Source organism: Chlorobiota bacterium, from assembly GCA_016700335.1.
Taxonomy (GTDB): Bacteria; Bacteroidota; Ignavibacteria; order OLB7; family OLB7.
The window spans coordinates 683,579-703,512 of sequence record CP065014.1; the positions used below are offsets into that span (position 1 = coordinate 683,579).

Here is a 19,934-nt window from a genome sequence, read left to right on the forward strand (position 1 = left end):
TTTAATAATAATTTCTAATTGATTAAAGTAATTATTATACAAAAAGAAACAACTCTTTTCACTTAAACTTCTTTTGTAAATTGCTTAATAAATAATTCAAACTTTTAGTATTTTAAATGACAAAGAAACAAGAAGATATATATCAGGAATTAAAACTAATTGCAGAGCAACTTGGTTTTAAAATTCGACTTGAAATAGGAGATTTTGAAGGTGGGATTTGTGTTGTTAAAGAAAAAGAAGTTTTAGTTCTCAACAAAAGACACATGTTAACCAAACGAATTAGTGTTCTTGTGAATTCTTTAGTTGATATGAACCTAGATTCCATTTTTGTAAAACCTGCAATACGAGATTATATTGAAAAAGAATCATCAAAAAAAATTGCTGTAATCTCTTAATCCAATACAGTTAATATTATTTGAAAATTTTAAAGTTTAAATGTAAAATTATTATTTAAAGTTAAATCAATAATGAAGCACGAAATATTAACTCATAGTTCATTTTTTGAACATATGGAAGAGTTCGGTTATTTTAGAGATATTGAGGATTCATTACCAGAAGATTTTACTTCAGTTTTCGAAATTGCCCGTGTTATTGAAAATCCCGATTCCCAACTATTTAAATCTATTCAACAAGTAATGACTGTTTCCTCAGCTATTGAGCCTGGAAAAGTTAATGGACGTGAATGGAGACCTAACAAAAACTTTACAGATACTCCAGAAGAATATGAATCTACATTAATGAGAAATCTAAATGATGTAAAACTTATTCTTCCAACTCAATATGCTCTACCCTATGATGTATTTTTACAAAGATTATCAAGAAGATCTTTATGGATAAACCTACCAAAGAATCCAGTAATAGTACCATTTAAGAGCTCTAGCAAAGATTATAATCCAAATAATTTCAAGCAAAAAGTTTATATGCTTCTTGATACTTCTACCTCAATGTCAGCACACCACAGAATCCAAATGGCAAAGGCAGTTGTATTTGTATTTTTAAAACGAAATTTAAAAGAATTGGGTCATGTTTACTTCAGAACTTTTGATACAGAGGTTGGATCTCTTTGGAAAGCAACTGAGTTGAATTCTTTGAAAAAATTAATAAAGTACGTTATGAGGTTAAAAAAACTTGGTAATGGTACTGTAATGGAAAAAGCAATTATGATTGCAATTAATGATATAAAAAAAAGTTCTAGTCTGGAAGGGGCAGAAATACTACTTGTAACAGACGGTGCTTGCCATTTAGATATTGAAAAAATTAAAGAAGGTATAGGAAAAAGCATTATAATAAACACTATAAAAATTGGGAGCACAACTATTGTTCCTGATGAGAAATACTTAAGAGATATTGCATCAAGAGGGAATGCACCAAGACAAAAAGATCTTAAGAAAATGGAGGAAGAATTAAGGCATTTAAAAGCTGAGCTAGAATTTACAGCTGGCACAATAACAAGCAAAGCCCTTCGCTCTCAAATAACAGATATGGAGCACAGAACTAATCAATTAAAGTTGATGATTATTGATGATATTAAGTTAAAATATGGAAGAGAAATTGAGTATCTATCAAAAGTATATGTTAATATAAATGATTTAGTTTTAGATGATATTTTCAAATTAAATCAGAGTGAAATTGATGAACTTAAAGAATTGTTAAATGCTATTGAACTAGATTTTGAAGGTGGTTTTGATGCAGATGCTTTGAGAGAAGCAGCATTATTATTTGAACACATTCAAATGTTATTGCACAACGCTCCAAATCCTAATCAAAAAAAACAACTAGAAGATATGGCAAACAATTTACAAGAACTGCTGAAAGATGTAGGAAAAACAATGAGCAATAATGGGAGCAATATGGTTAGTGGAGTTTCAAGCAATGATTTGCGTGATATTCAAATGATGCTTAGTAGTAGTAAAAATGGTGGAGAAGGTTTTTCTTTGTTTCAAATAATTCTTCAAATGATGAAGCAATTACTTTCAAAAAAGATTTTTTCTGGATTGAAATATTTTAAAAAAAAATAAGTGAGAATAATTTTTCTATTTTTTACAAAAAGTATTTGCTATAAAAATTTATTCAAAAAGTACAATTTAATCCCTTTAAACTATTGTTAATCAAATATCCTTTAGTTTACATAACATATTCTTTTAAATAAGTATGCACTATTTTTTTTCGTTTAGTTTAAATAGAATTTTTTATAATAAATATCTGAAAATGAATTGAAAAAAATTAAAATCAATAATTCTATTTTAAAATATTTATCAACTTTTCTAATTCAAGAATTGCTTGAATTGGGGTAAGTTCGTTGATATTTATATTGCATAAAGCAATTTTTAATTTTTCGATTTTAGGATCTGAATTTATTTCAAATAATGAAAATTGTAAAGGTTGATGTGAAATATTTTTCCCATTAGTTTTACGAACATTTTTAATTGTGTTTTCATTAAATGTATCTTGAACTTCAACTAAATTATCATTTAGTGATTCAGAATTTTCTCCTTCAAGTTGCTTCAAAATAATTTTAGCTCTTTCAGTTACTTCTTCTGGCAAGCCTGCCATTTGAGCCACTTGTATTCCATAACTATGATCTGCCGTACCAGGCGTAACTTTCCTTAGAAAAATAATTTTATCAGCATGTTCACGAACTTCAACTTTGAAATTTTTAATCCTATTAAATCTTTCTGATAGTTCATTTAATTCATGGTAATGAGTTGCAAATAAAGTTCTAGCACCAATTTTATCATGGATATATTCGGCAATAGACCAAGCAATAGAAATGCCATCAAAAGTAGATGTACCACGTCCTACTTCATCGAGTAAAATAAGACTCCTATTTGTAGAATTATTTAGGATATTTGCAGCTTCATTCATTTCAACTAAAAATGTACTTTCCCCAGCAGCTATGTTATCTTGAGCCCCAACTCTAGTGAAAATTTTATCGACTATTCCAATTACAGCACTTTCCGCTGGCACATATGAGCCTATTTGAGCCAATAATACAATAAGCCCAACTTGGCGTAGTAATGAGCTTTTCCCAGACATATTGGGTCCGGTAATAATTGCAATCTGATTATTATTAAGATCTAAATTTGTGTCATTAGGAATAAAAACATCGGAATGTTTTAATAGCGTTTCAACAACTGGATGCCTACCATTATGAATTTCCAAAACATCAGAATCATTTACAATTGGTTTCACATAATTTCTTTGATGAGCAACCTTTGACAAACAAGTAAAGCAATCAATCATAGCAATTAAGCTAGCATTTCTTAATAAACTTTCAATATATCCATTTGTAAAATAAACTAGTTCAACAAATAGTTTTCTTTCAATTTGTTCAATTCTATCCTCTGCGTTTAATGCTTTTTCCTCGAACTCTTTTAACTCAGGAGTTATATATCGTTCGGCATTTGTTAGAGTTTGTTTGCGTATATAATCAGATGGAACTTTATCTTTATTTGAGTTTGTAATTTCAATATAATAACCAAAAACATTATTAAATCCAATTTTTAAAGAGGGAATATTTGTTCTAATTCTTTCACGAGTTTGAATTTTTTCAATAAACAATTTACCACCAGCAATAACCTCACGAATATCATCTAAGTCAGTATTATAGCCAATTCTAATTCCGTTTCCTTCACCAATATTAATTGATGGTTCTTCAGGCAAAGCCTCTTCAAGCTTTTTAATTAAATCAGGAATTGGAATAAATGATTTCCCTAATGCTGTTAAAGTTATGGAGTTGCAAGATTCCATAAGTTTACAAACAATTGGAATAACTCTTAAAGTGTTTCTAATAAATCCTAAATCTCTCGGGTTTGCACGGTTGGTAGCACACTTGCCCATTAATCTTTCTAAATCTGATACACTCCTAAGAGCCTTTTCAAGGTCATTTGAAATATTTGTATTATTATATAAATCTTCAACAGCATTTAATCTTTTGTTAATTTGTTCAACAGATCTTAGTGGATGAACTAACCATCTTTTTAACAACCTTCCACCCATAGGAGTTGAAGTTTTATCAATAACATTTAATAGTGATCCGTTTTTAGAACCACCATTAGTTGAAAATAAAATTTCCAGATTTCTTTTTGTGGCTGAATCAAGAGCTATATAATCACCATGATGATAAATAGATAGTTTTTTAATATGTCCTAATTTTGATTTTTGAGTCTCAAGAAGATAATGCATAATTGCCCCAGCTGCAATCTCTGCAAGCCTCATTCCTTGTATTCCAAAGCCTTTAAGAGAGAGAGTCCCAAAGTGTTCGTTTAATCTATCAGATGCATAATCTAAATCGAAAATCCATTCTTCAAGTTTTGTAATTAGGGGTGATAAAGATAATTTTAGATTTTTTATCTCGTTTTTTTGAGATTTGGAAATTAGAATCTCAGCTGGAGATATAGTTTCTAAAATTTCTTGAAGATTTGAATTTGATTCAGTTGTAGAAAACTCACCAGTGGAAACATCACAAAATGCTATTCCAACTTTACCTTTTTCAATATAAATTGCTGCTAGATAATTATTAGAATTTGATTCTAAAATCTTATCGCTCATTGCAACTCCAGGAGTTATAACTTCAACAACATCTCTACGAACAATTCCTCTAGCAAGTTTGGGGTCTTCGAGTTGTTCGCAAATAGCCACTCTTAATCCTGCTTTAATAAATTTAGGTAGGTAATTATCTAGTTGATGATAAGGGAATCCAGCAAGGGGAGTTTCTCCCTCAGATCCATTAGCTCTTTTAGTTAAGGTTATTCCACAAACCCTTGAAGCTATTTCCGCATCTCCCTCAAAAGTTTCATAGAAATCACCCAATCTAAAAAGCATAACAGTATCAGGATACTTTTCTTTTATCTGGTGATACTGTCTCATTAATGGAGAACGTTTTTGAAGTTTATCTGAGGACATTATTCAGTATTAGTGATAAAAAATTGTGGAATTTAAAAATCAAATTTAAATTGAATTTAAAGAATTTATATTTAAAAAATAATTTATTTAGAAGCCTAAAGCAGATTGAGCTTCATCTTTATTCTTTCGATCAATTCCAAAATGTTTGTATGCTAACATTGTTACTTCTCGTCCTCTTGGTGTGCGTTGAATAAACCCTTCTTGAATAAGGAATGGCTCATATACTTCCTCTAAAGTACCTGCATCTTCACCAACTGCTACAGCAAGTGTGTTTAACCCTACAGGACCTCCATTAAATTTTTCAATTATAGTGGTAATAATTCTTTTATCCATTTCATCAAAGCCATGTTCATCAACTTCAAGGGCAGTTAAAGCAATTAAAGAAATTTCTTTAGTTATAACTCCATTTCCTTTAACTTCAGCAAAGTCTCTAGCTCTTCTTAACAATCTATTTGCAATTCTTGGTGTTCCTCTAGCTCTTCTAGCAATTTCAAATCCACCATCATTTTCAATTGGAATTTTAAGAATATCAGCAGCCCTAGTAACAACTTGATAAAGTTCATTAACGTTATAATAATCTAATCTATTAATTATTCCAAACCTACTTCTCAATGGAGCAGTTAATAATCCTTGCCGGGTTGTTGCACCAACTAATGTAAACTGTGGAAGTGAAATTTGGACACTTCTTGCATTTGGACCTGAGTCAATCATTATATCAATCCTGAAGTCTTCCATAGCAGAATATAAATACTCTTCAACAACAGAGCTTAAACGGTGTATTTCATCAATAAATAAAACATCACCATGATTTAAAGAAGTAAGTAATCCAGCTAAGTCACCTGGCTTTTCTAAAACTGGACCTGAAGTAGATTTAATTTGAGAATTCATTTCTCTTGCAATAATATAACTAAGAGTTGTTTTTCCCAAGCCAGGAGGTCCGGTGAGAAGAGTATGATCAAGTGATTCCCCTCTAAGTCTTGCAGCCTCAATGAAAATTAATAAATTATCAACAACTTTATTCTGCCCAATAAATTCTTGTAAAAATGCTGGGCGAAGAACAGATTCAATTTCAAGTTCTGATTTGTTAATAGTTTCAGCGGATGTATTTCTACCTTCACGATTAGTATTCATTTAAGGAAATTTAAATTTATTTAGATAAGGATCAAGTTAACTTATAAAACAAATTTAGCTAAAATAAAATTCCAATTAGGTGAAAAAAAGACCTGTAAGCAATTAACCTACAGGTCTATAAAATATAAAATTTTAACAAGAATTAATTAGCTTTTTCGTCAACATCAGGAATTGGAAAATTGAAATCCCCACCAGTAGTGCCACCATTTACAACAATAGCACCATATTGGTCTTCATACTTATCAATATTATCTTCTAAAGCGTTCAATAATAGCCTTGCATGTTGTGGGGTCATAACAATTCTAGCATGAACCTTTGCTCTTGGAACTCCTGGTAATATTCTTGTAAAATCAATAACAAATTCAGCAGGAGAATGGGAAATAATAGCAAGATTGGAATATATTCCTTCAGCTTCTTTTTCACCTAATTCAACATTTATTTGTTGTCCACCCTGGTTATTATCTTGATCATTCATTTTCTTTGCCATTATTTAGTTTTAATAAATATTTAAAATAATTTAGATACTTTTACTGATAATATAAACTTAGAATTAAGAATTACTTATCATATTTTGAAGCTTTTTTATCACTCTCTTCTGCTTTTTTAACATCATTAATTAAAAGATATAATCTACTCATTGACCTCCAGTATTGACCGTTAGTTGAGTTATCACTTATATTCTCAATTCCCTCAAGATCCTTTATGATTGTTTTTATTTGCTCTTTTTCATTTAATACATCATATAAATTTCCAAGTTCTGAAAGTGTTGCAAAATCGGCACTTTTACCTTTTATTTTTTTAAGTTTTTCAAAATATTTAATTGATTCTCTTAAAGGTTTTTCAAAAGCAAGAAGTTGATCAGGTTTTGGTTCTTTATTCCCTACAACTTTTCTAATACTATCTTGGCAGTTCCCACCTATGTTTTTAAAAGTAGCACCTAAATTAAACAATGCTGTATGTAATCTTGAATCATCATCATTAAGATTTAATTTCAAAACAGATTGAAATTTTATAGCTGCTCCATAAAAATCCTTTAATCCAAAAAGTAAATTACCATAATTAATATAAGTAGCTGGTTCATTTGGATTTGAAGCAATTTGATTATCTAAGGTTGCTTTTGCCTCAGATAATTTACCTGATTTAATATAAGTTTCAGAAAGAATATTATTTACATCTTCACGAGATGGATCCATTCTCCTAACATAAGTTAGCATCTTAATTGCATCATCATATTTAGATTTGTCATTATCACCAGCTTTATAATAATTAAAACCTAAATGATAAAATGCTGAACTACGTAAAGGTGTTGAAGTTTGTTTATAAAAATCCTGAATGTTTGAGTTATCTCCATAAAATTTCCATCCTTCAACTTTAGCTAATTTTGATTTTTCATCTTCTCCAAAATAAACATAAAGATCATCCTTTTGATATCTTGTAAAACCATAACCTTTATCAATTTTATTCTCATTAGGTTGACCTAATTTTGAAGCAACTTGTTCTTGAGTCATTCCTAAAGTTAGCCCTTTATCTAATCCCTTATCTAAATCATTAGTGATTAGATTTACATATTTGGTGTATGATTTTGTTGCACCAGTTTCATCGTCAGCTAAATCTTGAATACTTCCTTTTGAGAAAGTATTATCTGGATAATTTGGACGCATTATTTCGGATGAATCCAAGTAAGCTAAAGCAAGTGAAGTTAATTTTTTATCACCAATTGCAATTTTATTATAAGTTTCGGAAAATTTATTGTAATAAGCTATCCAACCGTTATACTTACGAGCACCCATTGCTCCTATTTCTTCAGGTTTAAAAGTATTTGGTGTAATTCCAAGAGCAATATTATACTCATTAGCCATTTCGACAAATCTTTCTGTATCAAAATAAACGTTTCCCAAAGCACCATGAGCTTCAGCATTATTAGGTCTAGCTGAGATTTCTTTTTTAAGAAGTTCTTCAGCTTTTTTAAATTCCTTATTTCTCATTGCAAGTTTTGCAGATGTCATCTCGGTTGATGCACATTCAAATCCAGTAGAAACTAAAAATATAGTAACTGCCAAAATTGAGAAAATAGAAGTTTTAAATGTCATTCTCATATATGAAAAATTGTTAAAAATCTTTTGAAAATTAGAGATCTAAAATTAAAAATGATACATGTTAAAAAAGTCCAATGTTTTGTGTTCTTATATCATCTTTAGAAATAATGTGTAAAATTTCCTCACCATTTTAAGATAATGCATCTGAAATTAAAATCCTGTGAAGTTTATCTGGTAAAGATTCAGTGCACATCAATACAGTTTTTTGAGTAGAAGCTAAACCAATAGCATAATGATGTGCAGTATTGAATTCTATTGTATTTGTATATTTTCCAAACCCTATACCTCTTTAACTACAAGACTTAGCTTTTGAAATAATTTCATTAGCCAATTTATATCCTCCTAACCCAATAAAATGTTCATAACCCATATTTCTTTTATTTAACTAATTCATTAAATCTTCTCAATTAAATTGTGGGTTAAAGTTAGAATATGGTATTATACTTCCATCAAGAAAAAAATCAATTTTATAATAATTAAGTAACAAAATAAATTCATCAATACTTCAAGCTGAATGACCAATTGTAAATATCAAATCTTTATAAAAAGATTATTTTAATGTAAAGAAAATATGAATTACAAAACTAATAAATAAAAATAAATGAATATTTAAATTTAGAACTAATATCTAATTTACTAGATTTAAATTGAGAATAAAAATTTCAAGATTGTTAAAATAATTTTTTAATAGAGTAGATAAAAATTTTTGCAAAATAGAAAATTTACTTATTAGAACTTATAGAATAAGTAATAGCTAATCTAGGTCTTTTTGTTGTATCCTGTGTATCATTTCCATAAAACACTAATTTGTCAACACTATTTACTTCTAATGGCTGATCAAAGCGAAGAGATCTATTAAGAGCGAATATTATCCCATTATTCTTTTGATTACCAGAACCTCTAGAAAACAATAACCAATCTGAAATAATAGGACCCAAGACAGGAAATGAGAAAGTATTTAAATATGATAAACTATCTTTTGCTGCTCTCCTTGAAGTAGAAACTATTGATCCTGATTTTAAATTCTCTTTTGTACTATCAGATGCTGAATAACCAACTAAATATCTTGATAGTTTAAATGTTCCAAATTTAGAGGAATTAGTATCAACTGTTAATGTTAATTCGGCTTTATGAACAACAGCATCTTTTGGTATAGAGTCTAGATTAAATTTAATTAAAGTTCTAATAGATTCTCCTCCAGCAAATACAATTTTTCCAACTCCAGGGTTAACAAATGATTTTGAAATCCAATTAGATGCAGATGCTATTAAAGTTAAAGTAGTATCACCATAACTCACTTTTAATTGTGGTTTTAATGAATCTGCAATAACACCAGCATTACCACTAGATCCCCAAATTCCAACAATTGACTTGCTATCAGCTCTAGAACGTAAACAGAGCATCTTTTGAATTTTACCATCTTTTAAATAAGTTGATAAAAACTGAGTAATTAGAACTCTATCTAAAGGGATGTTTATAAAAGTTGTATCAGAAAACTTACCAGTAAAAGACCCAATAGAAGTTGCATTTTGAATTTTTGATATAACAGAATCGTTCCATTTAACGTTTCCTGCAAGCGATTGAGGAATTTCTATAACGTCAAAACCTCCTTCTCTATTAGTAGTGTCACCATATCTATATCCTGTTGGTCTTAACCTTAAAACAACTTCACTAATTGCCTTATTTTCAGCTCGTGATCCTTTAGCAATAAACAATGAATCAATTATATAGAATAATCCATGAGCAATTGTACCATCATTTGAAGAGCCAACTAACATTTCCTGAGAAAATTCAGCTGAACTATTTGAAGCATCAGCAATTTTGCTGTTTATTTCAAATTCGCTAGCTTTAAGAATATAGGATTTAAATTCAACATTAGTTGGAATATAATCACCTCCTATTGTTGTTGGAGCATCACTACAAGAATAAAAAAACAGACCGATTAAAAAAGTAAACACCGGTAAAAATTTCATATAACTATCAACAGAGTGTTTAATTTATAACTATTCTTTAACCCTATAAACTGTATCAATATAAATTTGACCAATTGCTTTCCAAGAATGATCTTCTTTCATTATTCTAACTTGCAATTCATCCCAAGCAACTTCATCTTCATACAAATCTACTGCCTTATTAATTGCAACTAACATATTCTTTAATTTATAGTCATATCCAAACCCATTTCCAACATTTTTCTTCCTATCATATTCAACAAACATATCTGAATATGCTGAATGATTTGGAACTATTGGAACAGTACCATAATCCATTGCAATTAAATGTTCTACATGGCTCAAATTACTTAAATCTGTAAACAACATAATATCAGAACCTCCATAAATTAGATGTTCAGTTTCATTATTACATTCAGAATATGTTCTAATATTCTTATATTTCTTTACTTCCTTTTGTAGATTTCCGAAGAATTTTTTATCACTACCTTTATCTGCAATAATGACTTGTAAATTCATAGAACCAAAGTCCTTTAAAGCATCAAAAAACAGTTTATGTCCACTTGTTTCACTCATTGAACCAACTATAGACAAAATAGGAATATCTGTATTATCATCAAAGCCTACTTTTTCAAGTAGCCAAGATCTATTTTCAAATTTTCCTTCACGATCATCAACTGTAAACTTATCTAATAATAATTTATCTGTTTTCGGATTCCATTTTTCTGAATCAACACCATAGCAAATGCCAGACAATTTAGATTTACGTTTTTTTAATATATCTTCTAAACCATTAGCTTGCTTAGGTTCTAAAACTCTTTTAGCATTTCCAGTAGTTACTGTTGTAATCATATCGGAATGAAGTAAACCAGCTTTCATGAAATTCAATTTACCATTATGTTCCAATGAGCTGAGATATTTTTTTGCTAACCCAATTTTATCAAAAGATGAAATAGGGAATACTCCTTGATCTTCCAAAGAACTAAATGTAAAAACAGTTTTTGTATGTGAAAAAAAATTTTTATCATTATAAAGTTCTTTCATAAGCAAGGGAACTAAAGCAGTTTGCCAGCCATGACAATGTATTATGTCTGGTTTCCAACCTAATTGGAAACATGTTTCAAGAATTGCTTTTTGAAAATAAATAAACCTTTCATCATTATTTTGAAAAGGTTTACCAGTAACTTCATCATTATAAATACCTTTGTAAGGATCTAAATATTTTTCACCAGTGATAACATATACTTGAGATTTTGCACGGGAATTAATAATTTGTGAACTCTTAACTGTTGCAGGAGTATCTTCTCCAGCAACATTAATTGGAATTCCAATTAACCTTTTAATCTCATGAATTCTATTCCTACGTTCTGATACATGACCATACTTTGGAATAACTACTCGAACATCATGCCCGAGTTCTATCATACCTAACACCTCCTCACTTAATAAATCAGCAATTGGAGAGGTTTTAGCAAAGGGAGTAATCTCACTCGTTGCCACAAGTATGCTTAGGCTTTTAGCCGTATTATGTTTCTTGAATAAAATTGTAGTTGTGAGTTAAATTTTCAGATTTTAAAATTTGCAAGTTGCGAATTTAAGGAAAATATTCCAGTTGAAAGCCTTTTTTTAGCAAAGTGGCTATTTTCTACCAAAAATGATGCTTTTAAAGGAGTTGAGGTTTGCAATTTGTGACAAATTCTAGTAGTTAATATTTTTTATTAATAATATTTATAATTCTAATATGCATTAATTGCTAGTTATTTAACTCCTAATAATATCAGTAAACCTAAATTTCATACAAATCATTTCTACGATCTGAAAGTAAATTATTGTAAAAATTTATAGATTTATCTTGACTTAATTTTGGTTCAATATTTGTTTCAATTACACCTTCAAATGTATTACTGCAGGATTCAATTATTTCACCAAATTGATTTGTAATTTGACTTTCGCCTGAAAATTCTAAACTTTCATTTAAGTTGGTTTCTATTCCACTTCTATTTGATGTAATTGTGAATAATTTGTTTTCAATTGATCTGCTTTGCATTACAGGTGACCATAATGCTTTTGAAGCAACTAAATTAGAAGGGTGAGCTATAATTCCAGCTCCCTTTAACGCAAGTGTTCTAGCAGCTTCTGGGAACCTCCAATCATAACATATCATAGTTCCAATCTTAACTGAGTCCCATTCAATTACAAAAAAACCAGTATCACCTTGTGTAAAAATTATTTTTTCTTTGTAAAATAAATGAGATTTTCTGTAAACTTTATAACTTCCATCAGGCATTGCTATGAGAGCTGAATTATATAATAATCCAAAATTAGTTTTTTCAGAAAAACCAGTTATAATTACATTACCTTTTTTTTCAGATAAACTCCTTATCATCAAACAGTAATCAGAATTTTCAGGATTTTCTGAAATAGTATAAAGCTCCTCTTTATTAATATAAAAATAACCAGTTGAAGCAAGTTCAGGCAGTACAATCAAATCTGAATTAATATTTTCAAGTAAGTAATTAATCCTATTTGAATTAAAATTAACATCATTTTTTACTGGAGAGAATTGTAAAGCTGCAACTTTCATTCTATTATTATCTAATCTATTATATCATTAAACTCATCAGATTCTAACCCATCATTATTAAACAAATCATCTTCAATAAAATTTTCATTATCCTTATTTATTGTATTAGATTCTAATTCTGAATCAATAGTCTTTGTTATTATTTCTTCCTTTAGCAACCACTCAACCATTTCTTTAACAGCAAACAAAGGAGTATTATACATGTATGAAAATCTCCAAATATCAATTGGTGCTCTCCATATTTCAACTATAAATGCTTGATCAATTCTAATTTTCCCACCTGCTTTTACTGCTTCAAGTGAGGCATCACAAAATGGTGAACCATTTTCTGAAGTTATATTATGTTGAGAAAAATAATAATTATCAAATTTTTGCAAATCACATATTGGGAATCCTCTTGCTTTTGGTAAAAAATCTTGTAAAAAACTCATGCTAACAAAATATGGTTCTTCGCAATCGCCCCATAGATCTTGCCATACATCAATATCTTGCTCTTTTACCCAATCAAAAAATTCTCTCTCTTTTAAAGGTAATTTTATTAAGAATTGACTTCCAAAATAAATAGATAATTCTTGAGCTTGTTCATTTGTAAGTGACATTAACTCATCCTCAACAAAAGTAATTTTTTCAATACCTAAATTTTCTCCTAAAGTCACATTTAACTTTTCTTTAAGTTCTATAAATTTATCCTCAATCATTTATATAATTATAGTTTAATATAAGTTTAACAAATTATTTTTAAAAAACTTCTAATATTTATATTTAAAATTCTACAGCAACTTCACCAACATTACCAATCTGGACTCTAATGTAGTCACCACTTACAACTGGAGAAACGGGACCTAAAGCACCAGATAATATTATATCGCCCGACTTTAATTGAGTACCAAATTCATTAAGTTTCTTAACCAACCAGACAACAGCATTAATTGGATTATTCATACAAGCAGCACCATTTCCTTCCGATAATAATTCTTCATTCTTGAATAATGACATTTGAATTTTCCTCAAATCAGTATCAAACAATGAAATAGGTTGAGTACCTAAAACAAACATTCCACAAGAAGCATTATCAGCAATTGTATCTTCGATTTTAAATTTCCAATCTATAATTCTTGAATCAATAATTTCAATTGCAGGTAAAGCAAAGTCAATGGCTGATATAATCTTAGCAGATGTTATATTTTCACCATCAATATCTTTTTTTAAAACGAATGCAATTTCACCCTCAACTCTAGGTTGTAGTAATTTAGTAATATCAGCTTTTGAATGTGTTCCAACCCACATATCATTAAGAAGTGCACCAAAATCAGGTTCGTAAACTTCGAGCCAATCTTGAACTGCTTTGCTAGTAACTCCAATTTTTCTACCAACTAAATTTGCTTTTGAATCAAATAATCCCTTTTCGTTAATTCTTTTATTTACATTAATTTGTTGAACTTTGTAAGCATCTTCAATTGTAAAATCAGGATTTGTTTCTGTTAATGATTTACAAGGAATTCCTAAAAACTGAGCAGACCAAAGTCTATCAGCTAGATCTGTAATAACTGACATTTTCTTTATCTTTGAAAATAGTTTTTAAACAATATTCTGACATAATAATTTCTACTAAAATACAATGAGTAAGTTTGACCGCAAGTTAGAACAAATTCAGCTTCAACATAGAATTATGGAAATACTAAGAGAAGATAATGGTGTTTCACCTCATTTTGATTATCATATAAATATAACAAGTGATAATGAAACTGTAAGATTAAATCTATTAACTTATAATGAAAGGCATAGTGAATATATGTTACTTCATTCTTATTCAGGAAAAAGTTCAATTGATTGTTTAAACAAAATGTTAGGCTACATTCAAACAAATAGATCTAACCAACAAACAGAGTATTCATTTACAATTAAATGGAAGAAGAAAGCTGATAATCATGAATACAAATCTTATTTTCTTGCATTCAATCAAAGTGATGCAGAGAAAAAGTTTTTATATGAAAAAAATGTAAATGACTATGAATATACAATAACACAAAATCCAATAAGTTAAGTTTATCCTTGTTAAATTAAAATATTTATTTTTTAAATTGTTATTTAAAAATGCTGTTTATATATTTTGTTTAAAAAATTAAAAGTTACAATAAAGGTTGCTCAAAGCATTATGTTAGGCGCAACAGGATTGTTAACAAAGCCTAAAATCAAACCTAATAAAGAAGACATTGTAAAGGCTGTTTTTAGATTAGGAGTTCTACAAATTGATACTATAAATGTGGTTGAAAGAAGCCCATATATTGTCCTTTTTAGTAGGCTTGGAAATTTTGAAAATAATTGGTTAATTGAAAATTTAGAAAATGGAAACTTGTTTGAGTATTGGTCACACGAGGCTTGTTTTATAGCTGATATTGACTTTGTATATTACAGAAGCATAATGCTTAATGCTGAAAGTAATAATTGGCATTACCATTCGAAGTTTGTTAATGAACACAAGGAAGAAATAAAAAAAATGTTAAAGTACATTGAAATTAATGGATCAGTATCATCTATAGATTTTAATGATGAAAAGAAAGATGTTGGTGGATGGTGGAATTGGAAAATTGAAAAATTAGTTCTTGAGGCATTGTTTACAAGGGGAGAATTAATGATTAAAAATAGAATTAATTTTCGTAGGATTTATGATTTAACAATTAGAGTAAAGCCAAATTTGTTAGATTACAAAGTGATTCCAATTAATGAAGTAAAAAAAATATTTATTGAAAGAACTATACTTCATTTAGGTATTGTTAAAGAGGAATGGATTTATGATTATTACAGGCTTAAAAAAAAGGATTCTAAAGAATTAGTTCAAGAACAAATTAGAGAAAATAAAAATATTAATCAAATAGAAGTTGAAGGTTTTAAAAACAAATTTTACTTTCATAAAGATAACTTTCAATTAATAAATGATATTATAAGTGGTAAATTAAAACCGACACATTCAACTGTTTTATCACCTTTTGATCCTTTAATATGGGATAGAAAAAGAGTTAAAGAATTATTTGATTTTGATTATAAAATTGAATGTTATACTCCCGAATCAAAGCGCAAATTTGGATACTTTTGTCTTCCAATTTTATTAAAGGGAAAGTTAATTGGAAAATTAGATGCTAAAGCACACCGAAAAGATTCTGTATTTGAAATCAAAAAATTCTGGTTAGAAACTGGTGTTGTTTTAAAAGAGTTAGATAAAAAACTACTCATTAAAACTATTCAACAATTTGCAACATTTAACAAAATGAAACAGGTTGTAGGATTAGAAAATTTATAAATAATTTTAAAAAGAATAAACAATAGAAACAATAACAGCCATCATAAAAAGTTATGATGGCTGTTGTTTTATAATTAATAATTTTTTGAAATTAAATCTAAATAAATTTAATTTCTAGATCATTTAGTCTTAGATTTTTTAATTTTTTTAATTTTAGATTTAGTAGAATCTGAAATTGTAGTTTTTGCAACTTTCATTTTTTTATCTACTGAACTTATAGATTTTACTTCCTTTGCTGAAATAATTTTTACAGGTGTTATAGGACAATCACTTCTATCTCTAGCAACTTTTTCAATTGCATGAGCAACATCCATACCTTTAGTTACTAAGCCAAAAATTGAATATGCTTTTGGAAGACTTTCAGCACCACTAAAGCAGATAAACAACTGGCTTGAATTTGTATTAGGTCCTGCATTAGCCATAGCCATACAACCTTCAACATAACCTCTTTTATAACTTGGAGCATTTTGATTAAATTCATCTTCAAAAGAAGCTCCATAAATACTTTCACCACCTGTCCCCCATTCTGATTTTTTTGTTGAATCTTTCGTTTTAGGATCACCAACTTGGATCACAAATCCTGGTACAACACGATGAAACAAAATTCCATCATAAAAACCTTTATTTACTAAGCCAACAAAGTTAGCAACAGTTTTAGGTGCATCATTTCCATAAAGTTCAATTGTAAAATCTCCCATTGTAGTTTTCATAAGAACTACATTTGTTACTACCGGTGTTTGTGCTTCTGTCATAATTGTTAAAAATATTCCGAGAAAAAAAATGCTTAATGCTATTTTCATTTGTTTTTTATTATTAATTAAATCTAAAATATAATTTAAATTTGAATGTTATTTTAATTCTAAACAATCAATTCTAGAATTAACATCCTCAATATCTAGCCCACTTACTTCTTCTTTTACACTGATTATTACAACTGGAATTAAGGGTCTGCTATTTGCATCAACTTTTACTTTTTCAATAGTGTGAACAATATCCAAACCCATAATTACTTTACCATAAATTGTATATTTTTTAGGTAAATTAATAGCTTTACCGAAGCCAATAAAAAACTGACTAGTATTTGTGTTAGGACCTGCATTAGCCATTGCAACAACTCCTTCAACATAACCTCTTTTGTAACTAGGTGATTTTGCATTTAGCTCATCTTCAAATTCTGAGCCATAAATACTTTCACCTCCAGTTCCCCACAAATCTTTTAAAGTAGAGTCTTTGGTTTGAGGGTCTCCAGCTTGTATTACAAATCCAGAAACAACTCGATGGAAAAGAATACCATCATAAAATCCTTGTTTAGCTAAACCTAAAAAATTTGCTACAGTTTTTGGTGCATCTTCACCATAAAATTCAATTTTAATATCACCTAAACTTGTTTTTAAAATTGCAATGTTAGTGACAACAGGATTCTGAGCTGATAAAAATTTAATTGAAAGAACTGAAAAAATAAAGAATGATAATATAAATTTCATATTAATTAACACTTGTTGCTTTTAAAGATTTAATTTCAACATAAACTTTTGGTTGAGTAGATTCACTAGCTTCAATTTTTTTAACTACATCCATTCCACTAGTAACTTTTCCAAACATTGTGTAATTTTTTTGTAAACCTTCAGCATTATCTAAACAAATAAAAAATTGACTTGTGTTTGTATTTGGTCCTCTATTTGCCATAGCTAAACTTCCTGGAACATAACCTTGTTTATAACTTGGTGTATTACTATTAAGCTCATCAGCAAATTCTTTGCCATAAATACTTTCCCCTCCTTGTCCCCAATACTGCTTCATAGCTGGATCTTTAGATTTTGGATCTCCAGCTTGAATAACAAACCCTGTAACAACTCTATGAAATAAAATACCAGAATAGAAATTTTTATCAGCAAGACCTACAAAATTAGCAACTGTTTTTGGTGCATCAATTCCATATAATTCAATTTCAATTTTACCCATACTTGTTTCCATTATAGCTTTATGAGTTACAATAGGGGCATTAGGATCTATTTTATTTGTATTAATATTTGTTGTTTTAGTAGATGAACATCCATTCACAAACAATGCAATAGCAAACGAGATAGACAAGATAATATTCTTCATATAATATTTTTAAAATAATTGAAAAGTAATGTTGAAAAATAACAAGAGAGACAAAAATATTCTTATGTTTTTGTCTCTCATAAAAAACTAATAACAAAAATATTTTATAAAATAACTGTGAATTAAATTTTAATAAAATTATTTTATTTCTTTTATAGTAACTTTTTTCATAGTAACTGGATTCTCTGGTTTTTCACCTGAAGCACCTGTTTGAGCAATTTTTGCAACTACATCTATACCTTTGGTAACAAACCCAAAAATTGTATAATTAGGCATAGCTCCTAATGAAGTTTGAGCACCTTGACCACTGCATATAAAAAACTGGCTTCCATTTGTATTTGGTCCAGAATTTGCCATAGCAAAACATCCATCAATGTAACCTCTTTTAAAACTAGGAGTAGGCGCTAATTCATCTTCAAAAGTTTTACCAAAAATGCTTTCTCCTCCCATACCCCATTGATCTCTTTTAGAATTATCTTTACTACTTGGATCTCCGCCTTGAATAACAAAATTTGGGATGCAACGATGAAATTTGATTCCATTATAATAACCTTTTTTAATTAAACCAGCAAAATTTTCAACAGCTTTTGGAGCATCTTTTCCATAAAGTTCAAATTCAATATCTCCCATATCTGTAGAAATTACACCAGAATGAGTAGCAATTGGTTTAACATCTATACTTTTTGTAGTATCAGTTGATGTAGTTGGTGGTGGTGCTAACTGTGCAGTATCTGCTACTTTTGTTGAATCAGTTGATTGAGATGCTGAATCAGATTTCTTGCAAGAAGTTAAACTTAAAGTTAGAATTGCAAGAATTAAAAATATTTTTTTCATGTTAATATTTTAGATTTAATAAATTGTTTTTTAAGAATTATATTTTATGAATAAAGTTTGAAATAAATGAAAATATTTATCAATTAGAAATTTTACAAAAAATAAAATTTTATTTATAAACTATATAAAGTATTACTGCACCTAGTAAAATTCTGTAAATAATAAAAACATTTGTATTATGAGAAACAAGATATTTTAAAAGGAAAGAAATACAAAAATATCCAGATATACCAGAAACAATTGTTGCAATCACAATTGACGTTGCATCATTAGAATTAATATAATGAAAAGATTGCTTTAACTCTAGAAGCCCACTAGCAAGTACTGCAGGTATTGAAAGCAAAAAGCTAAATCTTGCCGCAGTCTCTCTTTTAAGTCCTAAGAATAGTCCTGCTGTTATAGTAGTTCCAGATCTTGATGAGCCAGGAATAAGAGCTAATGCTTGGGCTGTACCAATAAGAAAAGCATCTTTAACTGTCAAATCTTTTACACCTCTTTTCAATTTAGCGGTTCTTTCAGCAATAAAAAGTATTATTGCTAATCCTATTAGTGAACAGCCAATAACAGTCAGATTTTTAGTTAAAACTCCCTCAATGATTTTTTTAAAACCTAATCCAATTATAACAATTGAAATTGTACCAATTATAACAAACCATCCCATTTTACTTTGGTCTGATTGCTCTGAGAATTTCTTTCTTGAAAAGTTATCAGTTATAAAAGATTTAGAAATTTCCTTTATATCATTTGCAAAATATATTAGGACTGAAGCAAGTGTTCCTAATTGAATAATAGCAATAAATGCTGTCCATCTTTCAGGATTAGACAAATCGATTAAACCCATATATTTTCCTGCCAAAGTTAAATGGGCAGTTGAACTAATAGGTAAGAACTCGGATAACCCTTGAACTAATCCTAATATTATTGCTTGAATTATACTCATAAAGTCGGCAAAAATAGTGATATTTAATTAATGAAGAATTATAAATTTAATTTTAGAATTTTAGGACTTTTTAAAATTATTGAAATAC

18 protein-coding genes are annotated in these 19,934 nt (G+C 28.7%); 4 read left to right on the top strand and 14 right to left on the bottom strand.

Features of this window, described 5'->3' with window-relative positions:
• The first annotated feature begins 116 nt into the window (after window positions 1-116).
• Entirely contained in the window at window positions 117-395 is a 279-nt protein-coding gene (locus tag IPP08_02815) for a hypothetical protein (GenBank protein ID QQS67122.1), read from the top strand.
• 72 nt (window positions 396-467) lie between these two features.
• Window positions 468-2,018: a VWA domain-containing protein gene (locus IPP08_02820; GenBank protein ID QQS67123.1), complete on the top strand. Its 1,551-nt coding sequence runs from the start codon at window positions 468-470 to the stop codon at window positions 2,016-2,018.
• Window positions 2,019-2,238: 220 nt separating this feature from the next.
• On the opposite strand, the gene mutS is transcribed toward IPP08_02820, so the two are convergent.
• From mutS to IPP08_02865, 9 genes are all read right to left on the bottom strand, one after another.
• Window positions 2,239-4,905 (bottom strand): DNA mismatch repair protein MutS, encoded by a 2,667-nt coding sequence (gene mutS / locus IPP08_02825; GenBank protein QQS67124.1) that lies wholly within the window; start codon window positions 4,903-4,905, stop codon window positions 2,239-2,241.
• Between the two features lie 87 nt (window positions 4,906-4,992).
• Complete coding sequence (ruvB, locus tag IPP08_02830) at window positions 4,993-6,036, bottom strand: Holliday junction branch migration DNA helicase RuvB (protein ID QQS67125.1); 1,044 nt, start codon at window positions 6,034-6,036, stop codon at window positions 4,993-4,995.
• Window positions 6,037-6,178: 142 nt separating this feature from the next.
• A complete protein-coding gene (locus tag IPP08_02835; GenBank protein QQS67819.1) occupies window positions 6,179-6,511 on the bottom strand; it encodes a DUF3467 domain-containing protein in 333 nt (110 codons plus the stop codon).
• An 82-nt stretch (window positions 6,512-6,593) separates the two neighbouring features.
• On the bottom strand, window positions 6,594-8,126 hold the full coding sequence (locus tag IPP08_02840) for a tetratricopeptide repeat protein (GenBank protein QQS67126.1): 1,533 nt from the start codon (window positions 8,124-8,126) through the stop codon (window positions 6,594-6,596).
• 728 nt (window positions 8,127-8,854) lie between these two features.
• Entirely contained in the window at window positions 8,855-10,105 is a 1,251-nt protein-coding gene (locus IPP08_02845; GenBank protein ID QQS67127.1) for a hypothetical protein, read from the bottom strand.
• A 30-nt stretch (window positions 10,106-10,135) separates the two neighbouring features.
• The gene (locus IPP08_02850; protein QQS67128.1) at window positions 10,136-11,584 is read right to left on the bottom strand and encodes a glycogen synthase; all 1,449 of its coding nucleotides are present in this window, start codon (window positions 11,582-11,584) and stop codon (window positions 10,136-10,138) included.
• Window positions 11,585-11,870: 286 nt separating this feature from the next.
• A complete protein-coding gene (locus IPP08_02855; protein ID QQS67129.1) occupies window positions 11,871-12,668 on the bottom strand; it encodes a beta-ureidopropionase in 798 nt (265 codons plus the stop codon).
• A gap of 11 nt (window positions 12,669-12,679) precedes the next feature.
• Window positions 12,680-13,366 (bottom strand): hypothetical protein, encoded by a 687-nt coding sequence (locus IPP08_02860; GenBank protein QQS67130.1) that lies wholly within the window; start codon window positions 13,364-13,366, stop codon window positions 12,680-12,682.
• 64 nt (window positions 13,367-13,430) lie between these two features.
• Entirely contained in the window at window positions 13,431-14,222 is a 792-nt protein-coding gene (locus IPP08_02865; protein QQS67131.1) for a fumarylacetoacetate hydrolase family protein, read from the bottom strand.
• Window positions 14,223-14,286: 64 nt separating this feature from the next.
• Here IPP08_02865 and IPP08_02870 point away from each other — a divergent pair, with 64 nt between their 5' ends.
• Both IPP08_02870 and IPP08_02875 read left to right on the top strand, forming a co-directional pair.
• Window positions 14,287-14,712, top strand: coding sequence for a hypothetical protein (locus IPP08_02870; GenBank protein QQS67132.1), 426 nt, complete (start codon window positions 14,287-14,289; stop codon window positions 14,710-14,712).
• Window positions 14,713-14,778: 66 nt separating this feature from the next.
• Entirely contained in the window at window positions 14,779-15,966 is a 1,188-nt protein-coding gene (locus tag IPP08_02875) for a YcaQ family DNA glycosylase (GenBank protein QQS67133.1), read from the top strand.
• A gap of 119 nt (window positions 15,967-16,085) precedes the next feature.
• Here the strand turns inward: IPP08_02875 and IPP08_02880 are convergent, their stop codons facing one another.
• The 5 genes from IPP08_02880 to uppP all read right to left on the bottom strand — a co-directional run bounded on the left by IPP08_02880 (window position 16,086) and on the right by uppP (window position 19,846).
• A complete protein-coding gene (locus tag IPP08_02880; protein QQS67820.1) occupies window positions 16,086-16,718 on the bottom strand; it encodes a peptidylprolyl isomerase in 633 nt (210 codons plus the stop codon).
• Window positions 16,719-16,814: 96 nt separating this feature from the next.
• Window positions 16,815-17,450, bottom strand: coding sequence for a peptidylprolyl isomerase (locus IPP08_02885; GenBank protein ID QQS67134.1), 636 nt, complete (start codon window positions 17,448-17,450; stop codon window positions 16,815-16,817).
• A 1-nt stretch (window position 17,451) separates the two neighbouring features.
• Window positions 17,452-17,940: a peptidylprolyl isomerase gene (locus IPP08_02890; GenBank protein QQS67821.1), complete on the bottom strand. Its 489-nt coding sequence runs from the start codon at window positions 17,938-17,940 to the stop codon at window positions 17,452-17,454.
• Window positions 17,941-18,210: 270 nt separating this feature from the next.
• Entirely contained in the window at window positions 18,211-18,906 is a 696-nt protein-coding gene (locus IPP08_02895; protein QQS67135.1) for a peptidylprolyl isomerase, read from the bottom strand.
• 109 nt (window positions 18,907-19,015) lie between these two features.
• Window positions 19,016-19,846, bottom strand: coding sequence for an undecaprenyl-diphosphatase UppP (gene uppP, locus IPP08_02900; GenBank protein ID QQS67136.1), 831 nt, complete (start codon window positions 19,844-19,846; stop codon window positions 19,016-19,018).
• Window positions 19,847-19,934 lie beyond the last annotated feature (88 nt).